The organism is Citrobacter sp. GW821-FHT02E08, assembly GCF_059421685.1.
Genome location: NZ_JBWKVL010000004.1, coordinates 1 through 15,768, shown reverse-complemented (window position 1 = coordinate 15,768; position 15,768 = coordinate 1). Strand labels below are relative to the sequence as shown.

Sequence of the window (15,768 nt, the reverse complement as noted above, 5' to 3'; positions counted from 1 at the left end):
CTGGTCATGACTCCTACCATAATAGGGCGTTTTGCTTAGCGGTACATTTTTTTAGTCTGCGAAGCGGTAGAATCGCCCCTCGAAAATAAAAACAAACACATACAGCATTATGAATCCGATCATTTGGGTTGTATTTGCTCTTCTGGCACTGGACGCCATCAGGGAAATGGTGGGGGCATCCTCCATCCTGGGAATGTGGTAGTTGGTTGTTAGTCGAGACAGGAAGAGTACCCGGGCATGGCGTTTTACACATGGCGCGATGCCCGGGTTTCTTATCTTCAGGCGTGTAATCGATGGTGTAAGCGCGCGCCGACCAGAATCGCCAGCACCAGCATTAGCGCAATAAACCCGCCAACGCCGTTCCAGCCGTAGTCATGCCAGAATATGCCGCCGAGCGTCCCGGCAACGCTAGAACCTACGTAGTAGCTAAAGAGATAAAGCGACGATGCCTGACCTTTCGCCCGCCGCGCGCGAGGGCCAATCCAACTGCTCGCGACAGAGTGTGCGGCAAAAAAACCGGCAGAAAAAAGCAGCATACCGGCAAAGATCAACCATAACGCGTTGAACAGTGTCATTAACAGACCCACCAGCATCACACCCGTCGAAAATAGCATCACCGGCCCGCGGCCATAGCGGGTAGTCATGGCACCGGCTTTTGGCGAGCTCCAGGTTCCCGTGAGGTAAGCAACGGAGAGCAGCCCGACAACGGCCTGGCTCAGTTCCCAGGGCGAGAGCATCAACCGGTAGCCGATATAGTTAAACAGTGTGACGAATGACCCCATCAACAAAAAGCCTTCGGCGAACAGTAACGGTAAACCCCGGTCACGCCAGTGCAGACGAAAGTTGATAAACAGCGTTTTAGGTCGTAGCGAGGTGGGACGGAAATGACGGGACTCCGGCAATATTTTCCAGAACATTAATGCCGAGGCGAGCGCAAAACAGCCAATCGCCGCCAGCGCAATTCGCCAGTTGAAAAAATCGGTAAAGACCCCGCTGATCAGGCGTCCGCTCATTCCACCAATGGAGTTGCCACTAATGTACAACCCCATAGAAAACGCCACAAAACTAGGGTGAATTTCTTCGCTCAAATAGGTCATTCCCACCGCCGCAACGCCGCTTAGCGACAACCCAATCAATGCCCGCATAATCAGAATGCCATGCCAGCTGGTCATCATGGTTGATAGTAACGTACAGCAGGAGGCGAGAAGCAGTGCGGTCACCATCACCGGTTTGCGGCCGATGGCATCGGAAAGTGGGCCGGTAAACAGCAAACCGATGGCCAGCATGGCGGTCGAGATGGAAAGCGAGATACTGCTGTTGGCTGGCGATACGCCAAACTCATGGGACAGCACAGGCAAAATTGGTTGTACGCAATAGAGCAGGGCGAATGTCGCCAGTCCGGCAGAAAAAAGCGCCAGTGTGACGCGCATAAACGGGGCGGTGCCGCGTTTTATAAATTGATTTGGCTGGGAAATAATCTGTTCATCAACATCGCTTGCCGGGGCGGTATCGACAATAGTAGTACGGCTCACGTGAAATCCTTGCTTAGCATCCCCGTAGTTGAGGTGACGGGCATGACCACCTGTAAAACTGACTCCTTAAGCCATTTTTCGCGCCATTTGGGTCTGGGAATGTGTCCATCCCCTATCCAGACGGGCTGCAACTATAACGGCTGAAGAATCAGACTTAAGAGTAGGAAAATCAAAATATTCTGTCTAATATATTAATAATCTCAAATAATACTTTTAAAATATGAATATTGAGTTGCGTCACTTACGCTATTTTGTGGCGGTTGCGGAAGAACTGCATTTTGGTCGCGCCGCCGCCCGTCTTAATATTTCGCAACCGCCGCTGAGCCAGCAGATTCAGATCCTTGAGCAGCAGGTTGGGGCGCGGCTGTTGGCGCGAACCAATCGCAGCGTGGCGTTGACGGCCGCCGGGCGGCAGTTTTTGGCCGACAGTCGGCAAATTTTGGGGCTGGTCAATGAGGCTGCGGCGCGGGCGGAGCGTCTGCATCAGGGAGAAGCGGGCGAATTACGTATCGGTTTTACCTCCTCGGCACCCTTTATTAAGGCGGTCTCCGATACCCTTTCCGGGTTTCGCCTGGAATTTCCTGATGTACACATGCAGACCCGCGAAATGAATACCCGTGAGCAGATTGCGCCGTTGAGTGAGGGGGCGCTGGATATGGGATTGCTTCGCAATACGCTGCTTCCGGATACGCTGAACCGGGAGGTGATACTGCATGAACCGTTGATGGCGATGATCCCGCGCGAGCATCGTCTGGCGCAAAAACCGGTGGTGACACTGGCTGAGTTGGCGAAAGAGCCGTTTGTCTTTTTTGATCCCCACGTCGGGACGGGTCTGTATGACGATATCCTCGGGCTGATGCGTCGCTATAACCTGACGCCGGTCATCACCCAGGAGGTCGGGGAGGCCATGACCATCATCGGGCTGGTGGCGGCGGGGCTGGGCGTTTCGATTCTGCCTGCCTCTTTTAAACGCGTGCAGATTGATGAAATGTGCTGGATACCGATCGCTGAAGCCGATGCTGTGTCGGAAATGTGGCTGGTCTGGCCGAAACACCATGAGCAAAGTCATGCCGCGCAACGGTTTCGTCATCAGTTGTTATCCGCAGTAAGTCGTGCTTAATTTAGTTTAAAAAGCGGTAAAAACGTGCGGTAAATCACACGGCTACGCAAAAATTTGACGGCAAGTGTTGAAGTCCTTCACCATAGCCTACAGATTATTTCGGAGCGCGAAAATAAAGGGAGTCAGAGGTGGTTGCTGATAGTCAGCCTGGGCATATCGATCAAATCAAGCAGACCAACGCGGGCGCGGTGTATCGCCTGATTGATCAGCTCGGACCGGTATCGCGTATTGATCTTTCTCGCCTTGCGCAATTGGCGCCTGCCAGTATTACAAAAATTGTCCGCGAAATGCTTGAAGCGCATTTAGTGCAGGAGCTGGAGATCAAAGAAGCGGGTAGCCGTGGTCGTCCTGCTGTTGGGTTGATGGTGGAAACCGAAGCCTGGCACTACCTGTCTATCCGCATCAGTCGCGGAGAGATTTTCCTCGCCTTGCGCGATCTGAGTAGCAAGCTGGTTGTGGAGGAGTGTCTTGAACTTCCCCTTGTTGCCGACCTTCCGCTGCTTGATCGTATCATCACGCTGGTCGATCAGTTTTTTATCCGTCATCAACAGCAACTTGAGCGGTTGACCTCTATCGCCGTCACCATGCCAGGCATTATTGATACTGAGAATGGCATCGTCCACCGTATGCCGTTTTATGATGATGTCAAAGAGATGGCGCTGGGTGAAACGCTGGTGCAGCATACCGGTGTGCCGGTCTATATTCAGCATGATATCAGCGCATGGACGATGGCCGAGGCGCTGTTCGGCGCATCGCGCGGCGCGCGCGATGTTATTCAGGTGGTGATTGATCACAACGTGGGGGCGGGCGTCATCACCGATGGTCATTTGCTGCATGCGGGGAGCAGTAGCCTGGTTGAGATCGGTCATACGCAGGTGGATCCCTACGGTAAACGCTGCTATTGCGGTAATCACGGCTGTCTGGAAACCATTGCCAGCGTGGACAGCGTCCTCGAACTGGCGCAATTACGCCTCAATCAGTCGATGAGTTCTACGCTGCACGGCCAACCATTAACGGTGGACTCACTGTGTCAGGCTGCCCTCGAAGGGGATTTGCTGGCGAAGGATATCATCAGCGGCGTCGGAAGCCATGTGGGGCGTATTCTGGCCATCATGGTGAATTTATTTAATCCGCAAAAAATCCTGATCGGTTCTCCGTTAAGCAAAGCGGCGGATATTCTTTTCCCCGCCATTGCCGACAGCATACGCCAGCAAGCGCTCCCGGCATACAGTAAGAACATTGTCGTTGAAAGCACGCAGTTTTCAAATCAGGGGACGATGGCGGGCGCGGCGTTGGTAAAAGATGCGATGTATAACGGCTCTTTGTTGATTCGTCTATTACAGGGTTAACATTTTTTCACTGTCGTACGAAAAATTGCGCTATCTCAAGCCGATCCCCCTTGTCATACCTTAGACTTTCTCCACTGTATTATTTTCCTGGCTTATATTTTTGAAGCATAACGGTGGAGTTAGTGATGCTGAAGCGTTTCTTTATTACAGGTACAGACACTTCTGTTGGGAAGACAGTGGTTTCCCGCGCATTACTACAAGCGTTAGCGTCAGGGGGTAAAACTGTCGCGGGTTACAAACCGGTCGCCAAAGGAAGCAAAGAGACCCCTGAAGGGCTGCGCAACAAAGATGCGCTGGTGCTGCAGAGTGTCTCTTCGATTGAATTGCCTTATGAGGCCATCAACCCGATTGCGTTAAGCGAAGATGAAAGTAGCGTGGCGCACAGTGGTCCTGTCAATTACACCTTGCTGTCCAATGGGTTGGCGAGTCTGAGCGAAAAGGTGGATCACGTTGTTGTGGAAGGCACAGGAGGATGGCGGAGTCTGATGAATGACCTTCGTCCATTATCCGAGTGGGTCGTGCAGGAGCAACTCCCGGTACTGATGGTGGTGGGGATCCAGGAAGGCTGCATCAACCATGCGCTGTTGACGGCGCAGGCCATTGCCAATGATGGGCTGCCTTTAATGGGATGGGTCGCAAACCGAATCAACCCAGGCCTTGCGCATTATGCAGGAATCATTGATGTGCTCGGTAAAAAAATCCCTGCACCTTTGATTGGCGAACTGCCGTATCTTCCTCGTGCAGAGCAGCGTGAACTTGGGCAGTACATCCGCATGTCAATGCTTGGCAGCGTGCTGTCGGTAGATAGAGTCGTGGCGTAACGTTCGCGATAATACCGACGCGATTACGCAAGCCATCAGCAGTCCGGGGAGTAAACGATATTCCCCGGTCATTTCACAAATCATCAGCGTAGACATTATTGGCGCATGCGTAGTGGCCGCCAGTAGCGTCGCCATCCCCGTTAATCCCAGCAGAATCGCTATTTCATCCGGGCCCGGAAGCCAGCTCCCCCACAGACGACCAAACAGCATACCGATTGACAGACCGACGAACAGGGTGGGGGTAAACACGCCGCCAGGTGCGCCGGAACCGCTACTGGCAAGCACGGCCAGCAATTTACAGATGAAGATCCCGGCAATCACGGAAAGCAGCGGTGGCGATAACAAAAAGGACTGCACTACGCTATAGCCATTTCCCCAGACGGTTGGCGTCAACAGAGAAAGTAATCCGACCGCCAGTCCCCCCAACGCCAGTTGCCAGGGCGGCGTTAGCTGAAGCCGTAAAAAAACATTGTGAGCCGCCGTCATTGACCACGTCAGCAACGGACCGCAGAGACCGGCGACCAGCCCCATACTGATAATCAGGGCGTATTCCCGCATATGCAGATCGAGTGACAGGTGAACCGTATAAAGCAGCGCGCTGTTGTCGTTGAGTACATGAGTCGTTAGCAACGCCACAACGGCAGAGATCACAACCGGCCCCAGTGACGCCAGCATTAATGTGCCGAAGAGAACCTCCGCGATGAACAGACTTCCGGCCAGCGGTGCATGATAAGCGCTCGCCATACCCGCCGCGGCACCGCAGGCAATCCAGAGTTTCCACTCCTCACGGGGCGCAAAACGTTGCGCAAACGCAGAGGCGGCCAGCGCAGCCAGCAGCACCATGGCACCTTCACGACCAATGGCGCTCCCTGTAGCAACCACCAGTAATGACGCCAGCGATTTCACCAGGCTGGCGCGGTAATCAAAGGGGTCATCCGTCTGCAGGGCTTCCATGTAATCGGTAGGCGCATGTGGGCGTTGCTGGTTCATTTTTTGCCAGCCCCATAGCAGGGCTCCGGCAACGAACCCACCGAGGGCGGGGGTGAGTAAACGCCTTAGCGGCGAAAGACCGGCTGCCGCATTGACCAGACTCCCGGTGTCATTACTCAAAAATAACCTTTCGAGGAGCAGCATCGCATGGCGAAATCCGCTCACCGCCAGCGCGGCAAAAATCCCCATTAATGCGGCGAGCCATAAACGGCGAAACAGGGTGCGATGATCGGGGTAAGCATGTAAACGATGCATGAATAATCGCAGTGTGATGTGATTTTGATAACGGTAGTTTGCGGTGAAATGCGAAAAGAAGCAAAAACCGTCACTGTCGATTGCCGTTGTTAACGGAGGCCATTAACGCTTACCGGCCCATAGAGACGATAAGCGTTCGCGACGCCCAGCCCGTTTCCTGGCAAATTTACCGGAACAGCGGTTTTACCGCGACGGGGATCAACAACTGTGATTGCCAGGTGGCTAACGTATGCTGCGCCAGTTCGCCCAATGTCTGGTAAAATGGATGGTTGGCATTTTCAATGAAAACTTCCAGAAAACGGCTCGACCAGGGCAGCAGATGCCAGGCCAGAAGCTGTTCGCATTCCGTGTGTCGGCCATTCTCAGCGAGCCATGCGGCCAGTAGCAAAAGGGAGCCAAAATGATCTTCGGGTTCATTTTGCTGCATCTCAAACTGGATGCCGTTGTCTCGCATCCACTGGCGTAACGCCAGCGTGGAGTCGCCAAAGAGCACGCTTTCTCTGTCTAGCCATACGGATCCCCAGGGCGGTGAAGGCAGCGCCCACGGACCAACGAATAATCTCTGCCAGGCTTCAGACAGCGATTCATCGCACTCAGCCTGAAAAGAGGTCACCAGCGGCGTTAACAGCGTCTGCGAAAGCGGCCACTGTTCCTGCCAGCCCTCAGTGGTTAATGCGTGGACCAGCGGAGTGGCTTCGCTACTTTCGGGGGCGTAGTAAAACAGGGCGCCAAGCACCCGCGCCGCCATCGAGAATTCGTTAGATTGTGAAAATGAGGTCATGCAAAAATATCCTGAAAGGTGCGAATTTCCCGCACGAGTTTATTAACCTGTAACTGCCATACCGGGCGTCCTGAATCGTGTGGGCCAGTAACCGCAGTTTAGCCAGGGTTTTGCAGCATTTTAGCGGGAATCGCCAGCCACGACCAGAATTTGCCCCCAGGCTGTAACCAAACGCGCCGCTGAAACGCCAGCGGCGACGCAGTGACAGGGCTCAGACTTTCTCGATTTCCACCAGATTGGTGTGTTGTGGATTCCCTTTTGCCAATGGTGAAGGGCGGTGCGTGGTCAGCGTGTTGACACAAGCGCCATGGTCAACTTTATCGCCTGACATATCGGCGTCATGCCAGGCTCCCTGGCCCATGGCGCTTACCCCAGGCAGAATGCGCGGCGTAACCTTCGCGGGAATACGAAGTTCTCCACGGTCATTAAACACGCGCACCATATCGCCATTGGCGATGCCGCGTTTTTGGGCGTCTATCGGATTGATCCAGACCTCTTGTCGACAGGCTGCTTGCAGAACGTCAATGTTTCCGTAGCTGGAGTGCGTTCTGGATTTATAATGAAAACCAAAGAGTTGAAGTGGGAATATGCTCCGTTTAGGGTCGTCCCACCCTTCGAACGTGGAGGCATAAATCGGCAGAGGGCTGATGACATCGCCTTTTTCCAGCTCCCAGGTGTTAGCAATGGTTGCCAGCCTGCTGGAGTAGATTTCGATTTTTCCCGACGGGGTTTTGAGCGGGTTCGCCAGCGGATCTTCGCGGAATTTTTTATAGGCGACGTAATGACCATTCGGGTCTTTACGTTTATAAATGCCCATTTTCTTTAAGTCGTCATAGGCGGGAAGCGCCGGATCTTTTTCCAGCATTTTGGCATACAAATAGTGCAGCCACTGCTCCTGTGTTCGCCCTTCAGTGAACCGCTGGTGAATATCCGGGCCAAGGCGTTTTGCCACTTCGCTCATAATCCAGTAAATCGGCTTACGTTCAAATTTAGGCGCAGTGGTCGGCTGGATAAAAATTAAATACCCCATATTACCGGCCGATTCGTTGGGAATAATATCTTCCTGCTCGACGGTCATCAGGTCGGGTAGCAGGATATCGGCATACTTTGCCGAAGAGGTCATGAAGTTCTCGATCACGACGATCATTTCGCATTTTGAGTCATCCTGCAAAATCTCGTGCGTTTTATTGATATCCGAGTGTTGGTTGGTGATGGTGTTGCCGGCATAGTTCCAGATAAATTTAATCGGCACGTCCAGCTTCTCTTTGCCACGAACGCCATCACGTAAGGCCGTCATCTCCGGGCCACGGACAATGGCGTCTGTCCAGCTAAAACAGGAAATTTGTGTTTTAACCGGATTTTTCGGCAGCGGCATACGTTCAATCGTGATGGTGTATGTGGATTCGCGCGCACCGCTATTGCCACCGTGGATCCCCACGTTGCCGGTCAGAATCGGCAGCATGGCAATCGCGCGTGAGGTTAGCTCGCCATTCGCCTGGCGCTGTGGCCCCCATCCCTGGCAAATATAGGCCGGTTTGGCGGTGCCAATTTCACGGGCGAGTTTCACAATGCGATCGACCGGAATGCCGGTAATGTGCGATGCCCACTGCGGCGTTTTGGCGGTGGCGTCTTCGCCCTGACCCAGAATGTAGGCTTTGTAATGCTCGTTGGCTGGCGCGTCAGCGGGGAGTGTTTTTTCATCGTAGCCGACACAACAGGTGTCGAGAAATGGCTGATCGACAAGGTTTTCAGTGATCAACACCCAGGCGATTCCCGCGACCAGCGCCGCGTCGGTACCCGGCCGGATGGGGATCCACTCATCTTCACGACCCGCTGCGGTATCGGTGTAACGGGGATCAATGACGATCATCCTGGCATTCGAGCGTTCCCTGGCTTGTTCAAGGAAATAGGTAACACCGCCGCCGCTCATCCGGGTTTCAGCAGGGTTATTGCCAAACATCACCACCAGTTTGGTGTTTTCAATATCCGAGGTACTGTTGCCGTCATTTGAGCCGTAGGTATAAGGCATGGCGGCGGCGATTTGCGCCGTGCTGTAAGTGCCATAGTGGCTGAGAAAACCGCCATAACAGTTCATCAGGCGGGCCACCAGCGAGGCATAAGGCGAGGAGCGTGTAATATTGCCGCCGACGATGCCGGAGGAGTAGTTGATATACACGGCCTCATTGCCGTATTTGTCTACGGTGTTTTTGAGGCTATGGCTAATAGTATCAAGCGCCTCTTGCCAGCTGATCCGCTCAAACTTTCCTTCACCTCGTTTGCCCACGCGTTTCATTGGGTAATTGAGGCGGTCCGGGTGATTAATACGTCGACGAATAGAGCGTCCGCGCAGACAGGCGCGTACCTGATGATCGCCGTAAATGTCGTCGCCCGTGTTGTCGGTTTCAACCCGCCAGACTTCATTGTCCTTGACGTGAAGGCGCAGAGCGCAACGACTGCCGCAGTTAACTGAGCAGGCGCCCCAGACGACTTTATCGTCCTCCGGCTGCATTGCTTTTTGCACAGCTGCCGCCGCAGTACGAACTCCGAAGGGTAAAGAGAGGCCACCTGCGGCGAGCGCCAGTGAGCCAATGGCTGTGGATTTCACCAACGTTCTGCGGCTAATGCCTCCATGTTGCTCAACTCTGGACATCACTCACTCCATTATCGCAATCGTTATATAAATTGTTTTATATGGGAATTAGTACCCTGCTAATGATGCAATGAGTTTACCCTTGTGTAATGAAGGGGTATTAATCCACGTCAATATAAGGGATGCCCTCCGGGAGCGGAGGGCGAAAGGGGGATCACTGCGGTTCGACGGTGTGCCCATCCTGAGCAGGAGTGCTATTTGCAGGGGCGTTTCCGCTACTTGTACGGGTATAGAGGATTTTGTGGGTGTCGTTTGCACAATGCCCCACAACCTGCGAATCAGGCTGATCTGCCTGATCGTTCGGCACGATGTTTAAGGTAAAACTCGATTCTGCCACCCCGTTGTTGATGATCCGCTGCTCAATATCGCTTTTGACTCTTTCGCACGATTCCGGTGCAGCCATGACCCAAGGGGACGCGGTCACCAGCAATAAGACGGCAATTCCTCTGGTTAGGTTCATCATTCACTCCTTCTATAGAAAACGATAAATAAAGCATAGCATTTGTAGTATACCCCTCTGCATTTGAACGCAACCCGTTGAAGGTTCTTAAAAATAACGCCACTCCCCCAAATATCGCCAAAACGATACCGCCGTGTGCCCCCAGACTTATTGCGACGAGTTGCCCTGATCGCGAACAAAAAATAACCGCCGTTGGTATACTTTGAGAGCGACCATGCGCGTATTCAATCTAAGGAGGTGCGCAATGGACATAGCAGAAGTGAAATCATTCGGTACGCCAGACGAAGTTCGCGAGTTTCCGAATGGGCGACTGGAACTCCTGAATATAGGGGGAGCGATAGTCGGTCGTGCGGTGCTGGAGCCAGGTTGGCGATGGTCGACCTCCGTGCAGCCCATCGCGGGAACGAAGAGTTGTGAAGCACCTCATTTTCAGTATCACGTTGCCGGGGTGCTGCGGGTAAAAATGGACGATGGTTCTGAATTCGATTGTCTGCCCGGTAATTTGTCACGCATTCCCCCCGGCCACGATGCCTGGGTGGTGGGGGATGAACCGGTGGTCATTGTTGACTTCCAGGGAATGGTCGACTGGGCCAGGCATAAAGAGGGCGGCTGTACTGACTCGCCATAATGCAAAAAAGACCTGTACGATGATCATCATTCATCATCGTGTAGAGGGCCCATTCTTCGGCGTGGGCCTTTTCTTTGTGGACAAAACTATGGTGTAACCCTCTGTATTTGCTAATATGATTGAGAATCTTCCCTGTAACGCGGTGAATAATGTGACGAACAAGGCGCTCCTGAGTTTTCTGTGTGTGATGCTTGCTGGATGTGACAACGCAACAAGTCTGGTTTCGTACACGCCGGAAATGGCCAGCTTTTCCAATGAATTTGATTTTGATCCGTTACGTGGCCCGGTAAAAGATTTCAGCCAGACATTGATGAATGATAAAGGCGAAGTGGCGAAACGGGTCAGCGGCACGTTATCGCAGGAAGGCTGCTTTGATACGCTTGAACTTCACGATGTGGAAAACAATACCGGCCTGGCATTAGTGCTGGACGCCAATTTTTATCGAGATGCCGAAACGCTGGAAAAAAGGGTGCGCTTGCAGGGGAAATGCCAACTGGCGGAATTGCCTTCGGCAGGGGTTGTCTGGGATACCGATGATAACGGTTTCGTCGTTAGCGCAGCGGGTAAAGAGATGAACGTACAGTACCGCTACGACGCCGATGGATATCCGTTGGGCAAGACCACGGTCACCAAAGACAATAAATTGTCGGTCAATTCTAAACCGTCTGCGGACCCGCTAAAAAAAATGGATTATACCGCCGTGACTCTGCTTAACGACCGGCCCGTGGGGAATGTGAAGCAAACCTGCGAATATGACGCCCACGCCAACCCGGTCAACTGCCAGCTTATTATTGTCGATGAAAGCGCTAAACCAGCAGTTGAACGGAGTTACACCATTAAAAATACCATTGAGTATTACTAAACCGCAGTTTACTGCGCGGTGGGTTTTAGCAGGTTAGACGTTGGCGTTTTGTGTTGCGCCAAATACTGCTGCTGGAAGATACACATCCGAATGGTATTGCGGTATTCGCCGTTGATAAAAAACTCATGAATTAATTCACCTTCTATCATAAATCCTAATTTGCGATAGATATGAATCGCTTTCTCGTTTTCTTTATCGACGATCAAGTACAGCTTGTAGAGGTTGAGCACGGTAAAACCGTAATCCATCGCCAGTTTTGCTGCGCGAGAGGCCAGACCTTTCCCCTGATAATCCGGAGAAATAATGATCTGGAATTCGGCCCGGCGATGCACATGGTTAATTTCGACCAGTTCAACCAGACCGACTTTCTCGCCGTTGCATTCCACGACAAAGCGGCGCTCGCTCTGGTCATGAATGTGTTTGTCATACAGATCTGACAGCTCGACAAAGGCTTCATAGGGTTCTTCAAACCAATAACGCATCACGCTGGCGTTATTATCGAGCTGGTGTACAAAGCGTAAATCTTCGCGCTCAAGCGGGCGTAGTTTGACACTCTGGGCGCTTGTCATACGATATCCTTACATTCCTTCGTGAACTTTTATTTAAGGTGCAACAGTGCGACCGGTGCGACGATCCAGGCAGCGAAGGGTATTCGGTTCCCAGTACGCGTTGATATTCGCGCTTTGTTCACATTTATCGCGCTTATCAAACGCCGCGTCAGCTTTATCCCACTCTTTTTCTGTGCGTGTATTCACTTTATTGCGCAGCTTACGCGTATCGTTCCACTGTTCTTTTTCCATCGCGGCCTGCTGACGGCTTTGTGCGCTGTCACCGGATTCAATCACCAGTTTGCTGGTTTCTGCCATTGCACAAGTGGTGTACATGACGGCACCCAGCGTAAGCATTGCCGTCAGGCACAGGCGTTTGCTAAGTGTTTTGTTCATTGTCAGTTCCTTTAAATGAATGGGCTAAAAGCAAATTAATGCGTCCAAATTCTACACTATTTCGGCGCGCAGGGCATACCCGCCTTAAGGGCATGGATACGCTGAGGATATTCTGACGTATCATGGTTAAATCAACGGTCACTCAATACCCATAATGTTAAAAATCACGCTACTCTTTTTTGTTACCGCGCTCTGCGAAATCATCGGCTGCTTTTTACCCTGGCTCTGGCTTAAGCGGGGCGCAACGGCCTGGTTGCTGGTCCCGGCGGGCGTTTCACTGGCGCTGTTTGTCTGGTTGCTGACATTGCATCCGGCGGCCAGCGGACGAGTCTATGCGGCCTATGGCGGTGTCTATGTTTGCACGGCCTTGCTGTGGCTGCGTTTTGTCGACGGCATAAAGCTCAGTGTCTATGACTGGTCAGGCGCAGCGGTCGCGCTCTGTGGAATGTTGATCATCGTGGCAGGCTGGGGGCGCGTTTAAGCGTCCCATTTTGTGACGAATGAGCGATTTTTTGATCGCTATACTTGTATGGTAGTAGCTCAGTCCGGTAAATTCCCTGCATCACACAAGAGATGTAAGGAATAAAAATGAAGATTGTAGGGGCTGAAGTCTTTGTCACCTGTCCGGGACGTAACTTTGTTACGCTGAAGATTACGACGGAAGACGGTATTACCGGTCTTGGCGACGCCACGCTGAATGGGCGTGAGTTGTCGGTCGCATCGTATCTGAAAGATCATCTTTGCCCTCAACTGATTGGCCGTGACGCGCACCGGATCGAAGATATCTGGCAGTTCTTTTATAAAGGCGCTTACTGGCGTCGTGGCCCGGTCACGATGTCGGCCATCTCTGCTGTTGATATGGCGCTGTGGGACATCAAAGCGAAAGCCGCCAACATGCCGCTGTATCAGTTACTGGGCGGTGCTTCTCGAGAAGGCGTGATGGTGTATTGCCACACTACCGGTCATACGGTCGATGATGTGCTGGAAGATTATGCGCGTCATAAAGAGATGGGGTTTAAAGCGATCCGCGTGCAGTGCGGCGTACCGGGTATGAAAACCACCTACGGCATGGCGAAGGGGAAAGGGCTGGCTTACGAGCCTGCGACAAAAGGGCAGTGGCCGGAAGAGCAACTGTGGTCAACGGAGAAATACCTCGACTTTACCCCCAAACTGTTTGAAGCCGTGCGCAGCAAATTTGGTTTTGATGAGCACTTATTGCATGACATGCATCACCGCCTGACACCCATCGAAGCGGCGCGTTTTGGTAAGAGCATTGAAGATCACCGCCTGTTCTGGATGGAAGATCCCACACCTGCGGAGAACCAGGAATGTTTCCGCCTGATCCGCCAGCATACGGTTACGCCTATCGCGGTCGGCGAAGTCTTTAACAGCATCTGGGATTGTAAACAGCTGATTGAAGAGCAACTGATCGACTACATCCGTACCACGATTACACACGCAGGCGGCATTACTGGTATGCGGCGTATTGCTGATTTTGCCTCACTGTATCAGGTTCGTACCGGTTCACATGGTCCATCCGATCTCTCACCGGTTTGTATGGCGGCTGCGCTGCACTTTGACCTGTGGGTGCCGAACTTCGGGGTTCAGGAATACATGGGATATTCCGAGCAAATGCTGGAAGTCTTCCCGCATAACTGGACGTTTGACAACGGTTATATGCACCCTGGCGATAAACCGGGTCTGGGCATTGAGTTTGATGAAAAACTGGCGGCGAAATATCCCTACGAACCGGCCTATTTGCCTGTAGCACGTCTGGAAGATGGCACCTTGTGGAACTGGTAATTTAAGCGAATTAGTTAATACAGGATATTAAACATGGACTTCATTAATGATCGTTTTATGATCGACAATGAAGTCGGTGCTCGGTTGTATCAAGACGTCGCAAAAGATCTGCCGATCATCGATTATCATTGCCATCTTGAAGCAAAAGATATTTACGAAAATAAAAGCGTTGAAGATATTACCCAGCTTTGGCTTGCTGGCGACCATTATAAATGGCGTGCGATGCGGGCCAATGGCATAGATGAGCGTTTTATTACCGGTGATGCAAGTGCTGAAGAGAAATTCCAGGCATGGGCCGAAACAGTAGAAGCGGCATTTGGTAATCCACTTTATCACTGGACTCATCTGGAACTGAGTAAATATTTTGACTGCAATGTGAACCTCGATAGCCAGAACTGGCGTGAAGTGATGGATCATTGTAATCGGGTTATTAAACAAAACAATTTTAAACCACGTTATTTAATGGAGTATTCAAACGTAGAGGCTATTTGTACAACCGATGCGCCGCTGGATTCTCTCGAGTATCATCGATTATTAAAACAGGATAAAACCTTTTCTATTAAGGTTCTGCCGACATTTCGCCCGGATGATGTGTTTAATGAAAATGCAATTGAGTTTGCACATTTTATTACGCAACTTTCTCATCTTGCGGATGTTAGGATAGACTCGTTCGGGAGTTTTGCCGAGGCCATTGGCAAACGTATTGACTGGTTTCATGTGAACGGTTGTCGTATTTCCGATCATGGTCCGGTCAGTATTGATTATCAGGCAAGTGAACCGGAACATGTGAATCTCCTTTTTTCACGGAAGGCGGGAGGCGTGCTCCTGACGGGGGCAGAAGAAGCGCAGCTCAATAGCGCGATTTTTGTCATGCTTGCCGGGCACTACAAGGCCAGAGACTGGGCGATGCAGATTCACTTTGGTGCGATCCGTAATAATAACAGTCAAAAGCGTCAGCAATTGGGCATTAATACGGGTTTTGATTCGATTAATGATCAGTCTTCTCTGGCGTCATCTCTCAATCAGTTGCTGGATGCAATGGCAAAGGCAAACGCGTTGCCAAAAACGATCCTTTATAACCTCAATGCGATCTATAACGATGTGGTTGCGACGACTATCGCTAATTTCCAGAGTGCGGAATACGGTGTTAATTCGCCAATGCAGTTTGGTTCAGGTTGGTGGTTTAATGATACGCGACGCGGGATGGAGAATCAGTTAAATAGCCTGGCCGATCAGGGATTACTGATGCATTTCATCGGTATGTTGACGGACTCACGTAGTTTTGTTTCCTATACCCGGCACGACTATTTTCGCAGAATACTCTGCAATCTTATCGGCGGATGGGTCGAAAAAGGTGAGGTGCCGAATAACCAACAAATCCTGACGCGAATGATTAGAAATATTTGCCACGATAATGCCAATAATTATTTTAAATTCTGAGACGTTTTGTTGAGGATAGAACATGACTCGTACCAATAGAAAAATAACGATTCCAACTAAATAGCTGCGCGGAATAGTAGATCACTTAAAGGGAACTCAGCCCGGATTGTGCGATCTGATCAATCGCCAAATA

At 51.7% G+C, this 15,768-nt stretch carries 16 protein-coding genes; 9 read left to right on the top strand and 7 right to left on the bottom strand.

Going from position 1 to position 15,768, the window contains the following annotated elements:
* Nucleotides 1-109 precede the first annotated feature (109 nt).
* The gene (locus AC07UY_RS06585; RefSeq protein ID WP_370552269.1) at nt 110-202 is read left to right on the top strand and encodes a KPN_01571 family protein; all 93 of its coding nucleotides are present in this window, start codon (nt 110-112) and stop codon (nt 200-202) included.
* A 76-nt stretch (nt 203-278) separates the two neighbouring features.
* On the opposite strand, the gene ynfM is transcribed toward AC07UY_RS06585, so the two are convergent.
* Nucleotides 279-1,532, bottom strand: a complete 1,254-nt coding sequence (gene ynfM / locus AC07UY_RS06580; RefSeq protein ID WP_494700918.1) for a multidrug efflux MFS transporter YnfM/SxtP(Kp) — start codon at nt 1,530-1,532, stop codon at nt 279-281.
* A 220-nt stretch (nt 1,533-1,752) separates the two neighbouring features.
* Here ynfM and ynfL point away from each other — a divergent pair, with 220 nt between their 5' ends.
* The 3 genes from ynfL (at nt 1,753) to bioD (ending at nt 4,822) form a co-directional block, all read left to right on the top strand.
* Nucleotides 1,753-2,652, top strand: coding sequence for a multidrug efflux transcriptional activator YnfL/SxtR(Kp) (gene ynfL / locus AC07UY_RS06575; protein ID WP_494700917.1), 900 nt, complete (start codon nt 1,753-1,755; stop codon nt 2,650-2,652).
* A 128-nt stretch (nt 2,653-2,780) separates the two neighbouring features.
* Nucleotides 2,781-4,001, top strand: a complete 1,221-nt coding sequence (gene mlc, locus AC07UY_RS06570) for a sugar metabolism global transcriptional regulator Mlc (RefSeq protein ID WP_203357901.1) — start codon at nt 2,781-2,783, stop codon at nt 3,999-4,001.
* Nucleotides 4,002-4,126: 125 nt separating this feature from the next.
* On the top strand, nt 4,127-4,822 hold the full coding sequence (bioD, locus tag AC07UY_RS06565; protein ID WP_494660203.1) for a dethiobiotin synthase: 696 nt from the start codon (nt 4,127-4,129) through the stop codon (nt 4,820-4,822).
* Here the strand turns inward: bioD and clcB are convergent.
* The 4 genes from clcB to AC07UY_RS06545 all read right to left on the bottom strand — a co-directional run bounded on the left by clcB (nt 4,778) and on the right by AC07UY_RS06545 (nt 9,958).
* Complete coding sequence (gene clcB, locus AC07UY_RS06560; protein ID WP_494700916.1) at nt 4,778-6,067, bottom strand: voltage-gated ClC-type chloride channel ClcB; 1,290 nt, start codon at nt 6,065-6,067, stop codon at nt 4,778-4,780. The genes bioD and clcB overlap by 45 nt on opposite strands.
* 166 nt (nt 6,068-6,233) lie before the next feature.
* Nucleotides 6,234-6,848, bottom strand: a complete 615-nt coding sequence (dmsD, locus tag AC07UY_RS06555; protein WP_494700915.1) for a Tat proofreading chaperone DmsD — start codon at nt 6,846-6,848, stop codon at nt 6,234-6,236.
* A 211-nt stretch (nt 6,849-7,059) separates the two neighbouring features.
* A complete protein-coding gene (gene ynfE, locus AC07UY_RS06550; protein WP_494660200.1) occupies nt 7,060-9,498 on the bottom strand; it encodes a selenate/tellurate reductase subunit YnfE in 2,439 nt (812 codons plus the stop codon).
* A gap of 154 nt (nt 9,499-9,652) precedes the next feature.
* Nucleotides 9,653-9,958, bottom strand: a complete 306-nt coding sequence (locus tag AC07UY_RS06545; RefSeq protein ID WP_370552334.1) for a DUF1161 domain-containing protein — start codon at nt 9,956-9,958, stop codon at nt 9,653-9,655.
* 244 nt (nt 9,959-10,202) lie between these two features.
* On the opposite strand from AC07UY_RS06545, the gene AC07UY_RS06540 reads away from it, so the two are divergent.
* Nucleotides 10,203-10,586 (top strand): cupin domain-containing protein, encoded by a 384-nt coding sequence (locus AC07UY_RS06540; protein ID WP_494700914.1) that lies wholly within the window; start codon nt 10,203-10,205, stop codon nt 10,584-10,586.
* Nucleotides 10,587-10,701: 115 nt separating this feature from the next.
* Complete coding sequence (locus AC07UY_RS06535; RefSeq protein WP_203357894.1) at nt 10,702-11,448, top strand: YnfC family lipoprotein; 747 nt, start codon at nt 10,702-10,704, stop codon at nt 11,446-11,448.
* Nucleotides 11,449-11,456: 8 nt separating this feature from the next.
* On the opposite strand, the gene speG is transcribed toward AC07UY_RS06535, so the two are convergent.
* Both speG and AC07UY_RS06525 read right to left on the bottom strand, forming a co-directional pair.
* On the bottom strand, nt 11,457-12,017 hold the full coding sequence (speG, locus tag AC07UY_RS06530) for a spermidine N1-acetyltransferase (RefSeq protein WP_203357893.1): 561 nt from the start codon (nt 12,015-12,017) through the stop codon (nt 11,457-11,459).
* A 33-nt stretch (nt 12,018-12,050) separates the two neighbouring features.
* Nucleotides 12,051-12,392 carry a DUF1283 family protein gene (locus AC07UY_RS06525; RefSeq protein ID WP_192612160.1) on the bottom strand — a complete coding sequence of 114 codons (342 nt, stop codon included), beginning with the start codon at nt 12,390-12,392 and terminating at the stop codon, nt 12,051-12,053.
* A gap of 154 nt (nt 12,393-12,546) precedes the next feature.
* Here AC07UY_RS06525 and AC07UY_RS06520 point away from each other — a divergent pair, with 154 nt between their 5' ends.
* From AC07UY_RS06520 to uxaC, 3 genes are all read left to right on the top strand, one after another.
* A complete protein-coding gene (locus AC07UY_RS06520) occupies nt 12,547-12,873 on the top strand; it encodes a YnfA family protein (protein WP_494700913.1) in 327 nt (108 codons plus the stop codon).
* 107 nt (nt 12,874-12,980) lie between these two features.
* Entirely contained in the window at nt 12,981-14,195 is a 1,215-nt protein-coding gene (rspA, locus tag AC07UY_RS06515) for a starvation-sensing protein RspA (RefSeq protein WP_203357891.1), read from the top strand.
* 33 nt (nt 14,196-14,228) lie between these two features.
* Nucleotides 14,229-15,635, top strand: coding sequence for a glucuronate isomerase (uxaC, locus tag AC07UY_RS06510; RefSeq protein ID WP_494700912.1), 1,407 nt, complete (start codon nt 14,229-14,231; stop codon nt 15,633-15,635).
* Nucleotides 15,636-15,768: the final 133 nt, after the last annotated feature.

Excerpts from the sequence above, each read along its gene's own strand:
- AC07UY_RS06535 (WP_203357894.1), top strand. The coding sequence starts at position 10,702 with ATGATTGAGAATCTTCCCTGTAACGCGGTGAATAATGTGACGAACAAG.
- speG (WP_203357893.1), bottom strand. The coding sequence starts at position 12,017 with ATGACAAGCGCCCAGAGTGTCAAACTACGCCCGCTTGAGCGCGAAGAT.
- clcB (WP_494700916.1), bottom strand. The coding sequence starts at position 6,067 with ATGCATCGTTTACATGCTTACCCCGATCATCGCACCCTGTTTCGCCGT.
- AC07UY_RS06520 (WP_494700913.1), top strand. The coding sequence starts at position 12,547 with ATGTTAAAAATCACGCTACTCTTTTTTGTTACCGCGCTCTGCGAAATC.
- dmsD (WP_494700915.1), bottom strand. The coding sequence starts at position 6,848 with ATGACCTCATTTTCACAATCTAACGAATTCTCGATGGCGGCGCGGGTG.
- ynfE (WP_494660200.1), bottom strand. The coding sequence starts at position 9,498 with ATGTCCAGAGTTGAGCAACATGGAGGCATTAGCCGCAGAACGTTGGTG.
- uxaC (WP_494700912.1), top strand. The coding sequence starts at position 14,229 with ATGGACTTCATTAATGATCGTTTTATGATCGACAATGAAGTCGGTGCT.
- AC07UY_RS06585 (WP_370552269.1), top strand. The coding sequence starts at position 110 with ATGAATCCGATCATTTGGGTTGTATTTGCTCTTCTGGCACTGGACGCC.
- ynfL (WP_494700917.1), top strand. The coding sequence starts at position 1,753 with ATGAATATTGAGTTGCGTCACTTACGCTATTTTGTGGCGGTTGCGGAA.
- AC07UY_RS06540 (WP_494700914.1), top strand. The coding sequence starts at position 10,203 with ATGGACATAGCAGAAGTGAAATCATTCGGTACGCCAGACGAAGTTCGC.
- bioD (WP_494660203.1), top strand. The coding sequence starts at position 4,127 with ATGCTGAAGCGTTTCTTTATTACAGGTACAGACACTTCTGTTGGGAAG.
- AC07UY_RS06525 (WP_192612160.1), bottom strand. The coding sequence starts at position 12,392 with ATGAACAAAACACTTAGCAAACGCCTGTGCCTGACGGCAATGCTTACG.
- rspA (WP_203357891.1), top strand. The coding sequence starts at position 12,981 with ATGAAGATTGTAGGGGCTGAAGTCTTTGTCACCTGTCCGGGACGTAAC.
- AC07UY_RS06545 (WP_370552334.1), bottom strand. The coding sequence starts at position 9,958 with ATGAACCTAACCAGAGGAATTGCCGTCTTATTGCTGGTGACCGCGTCC.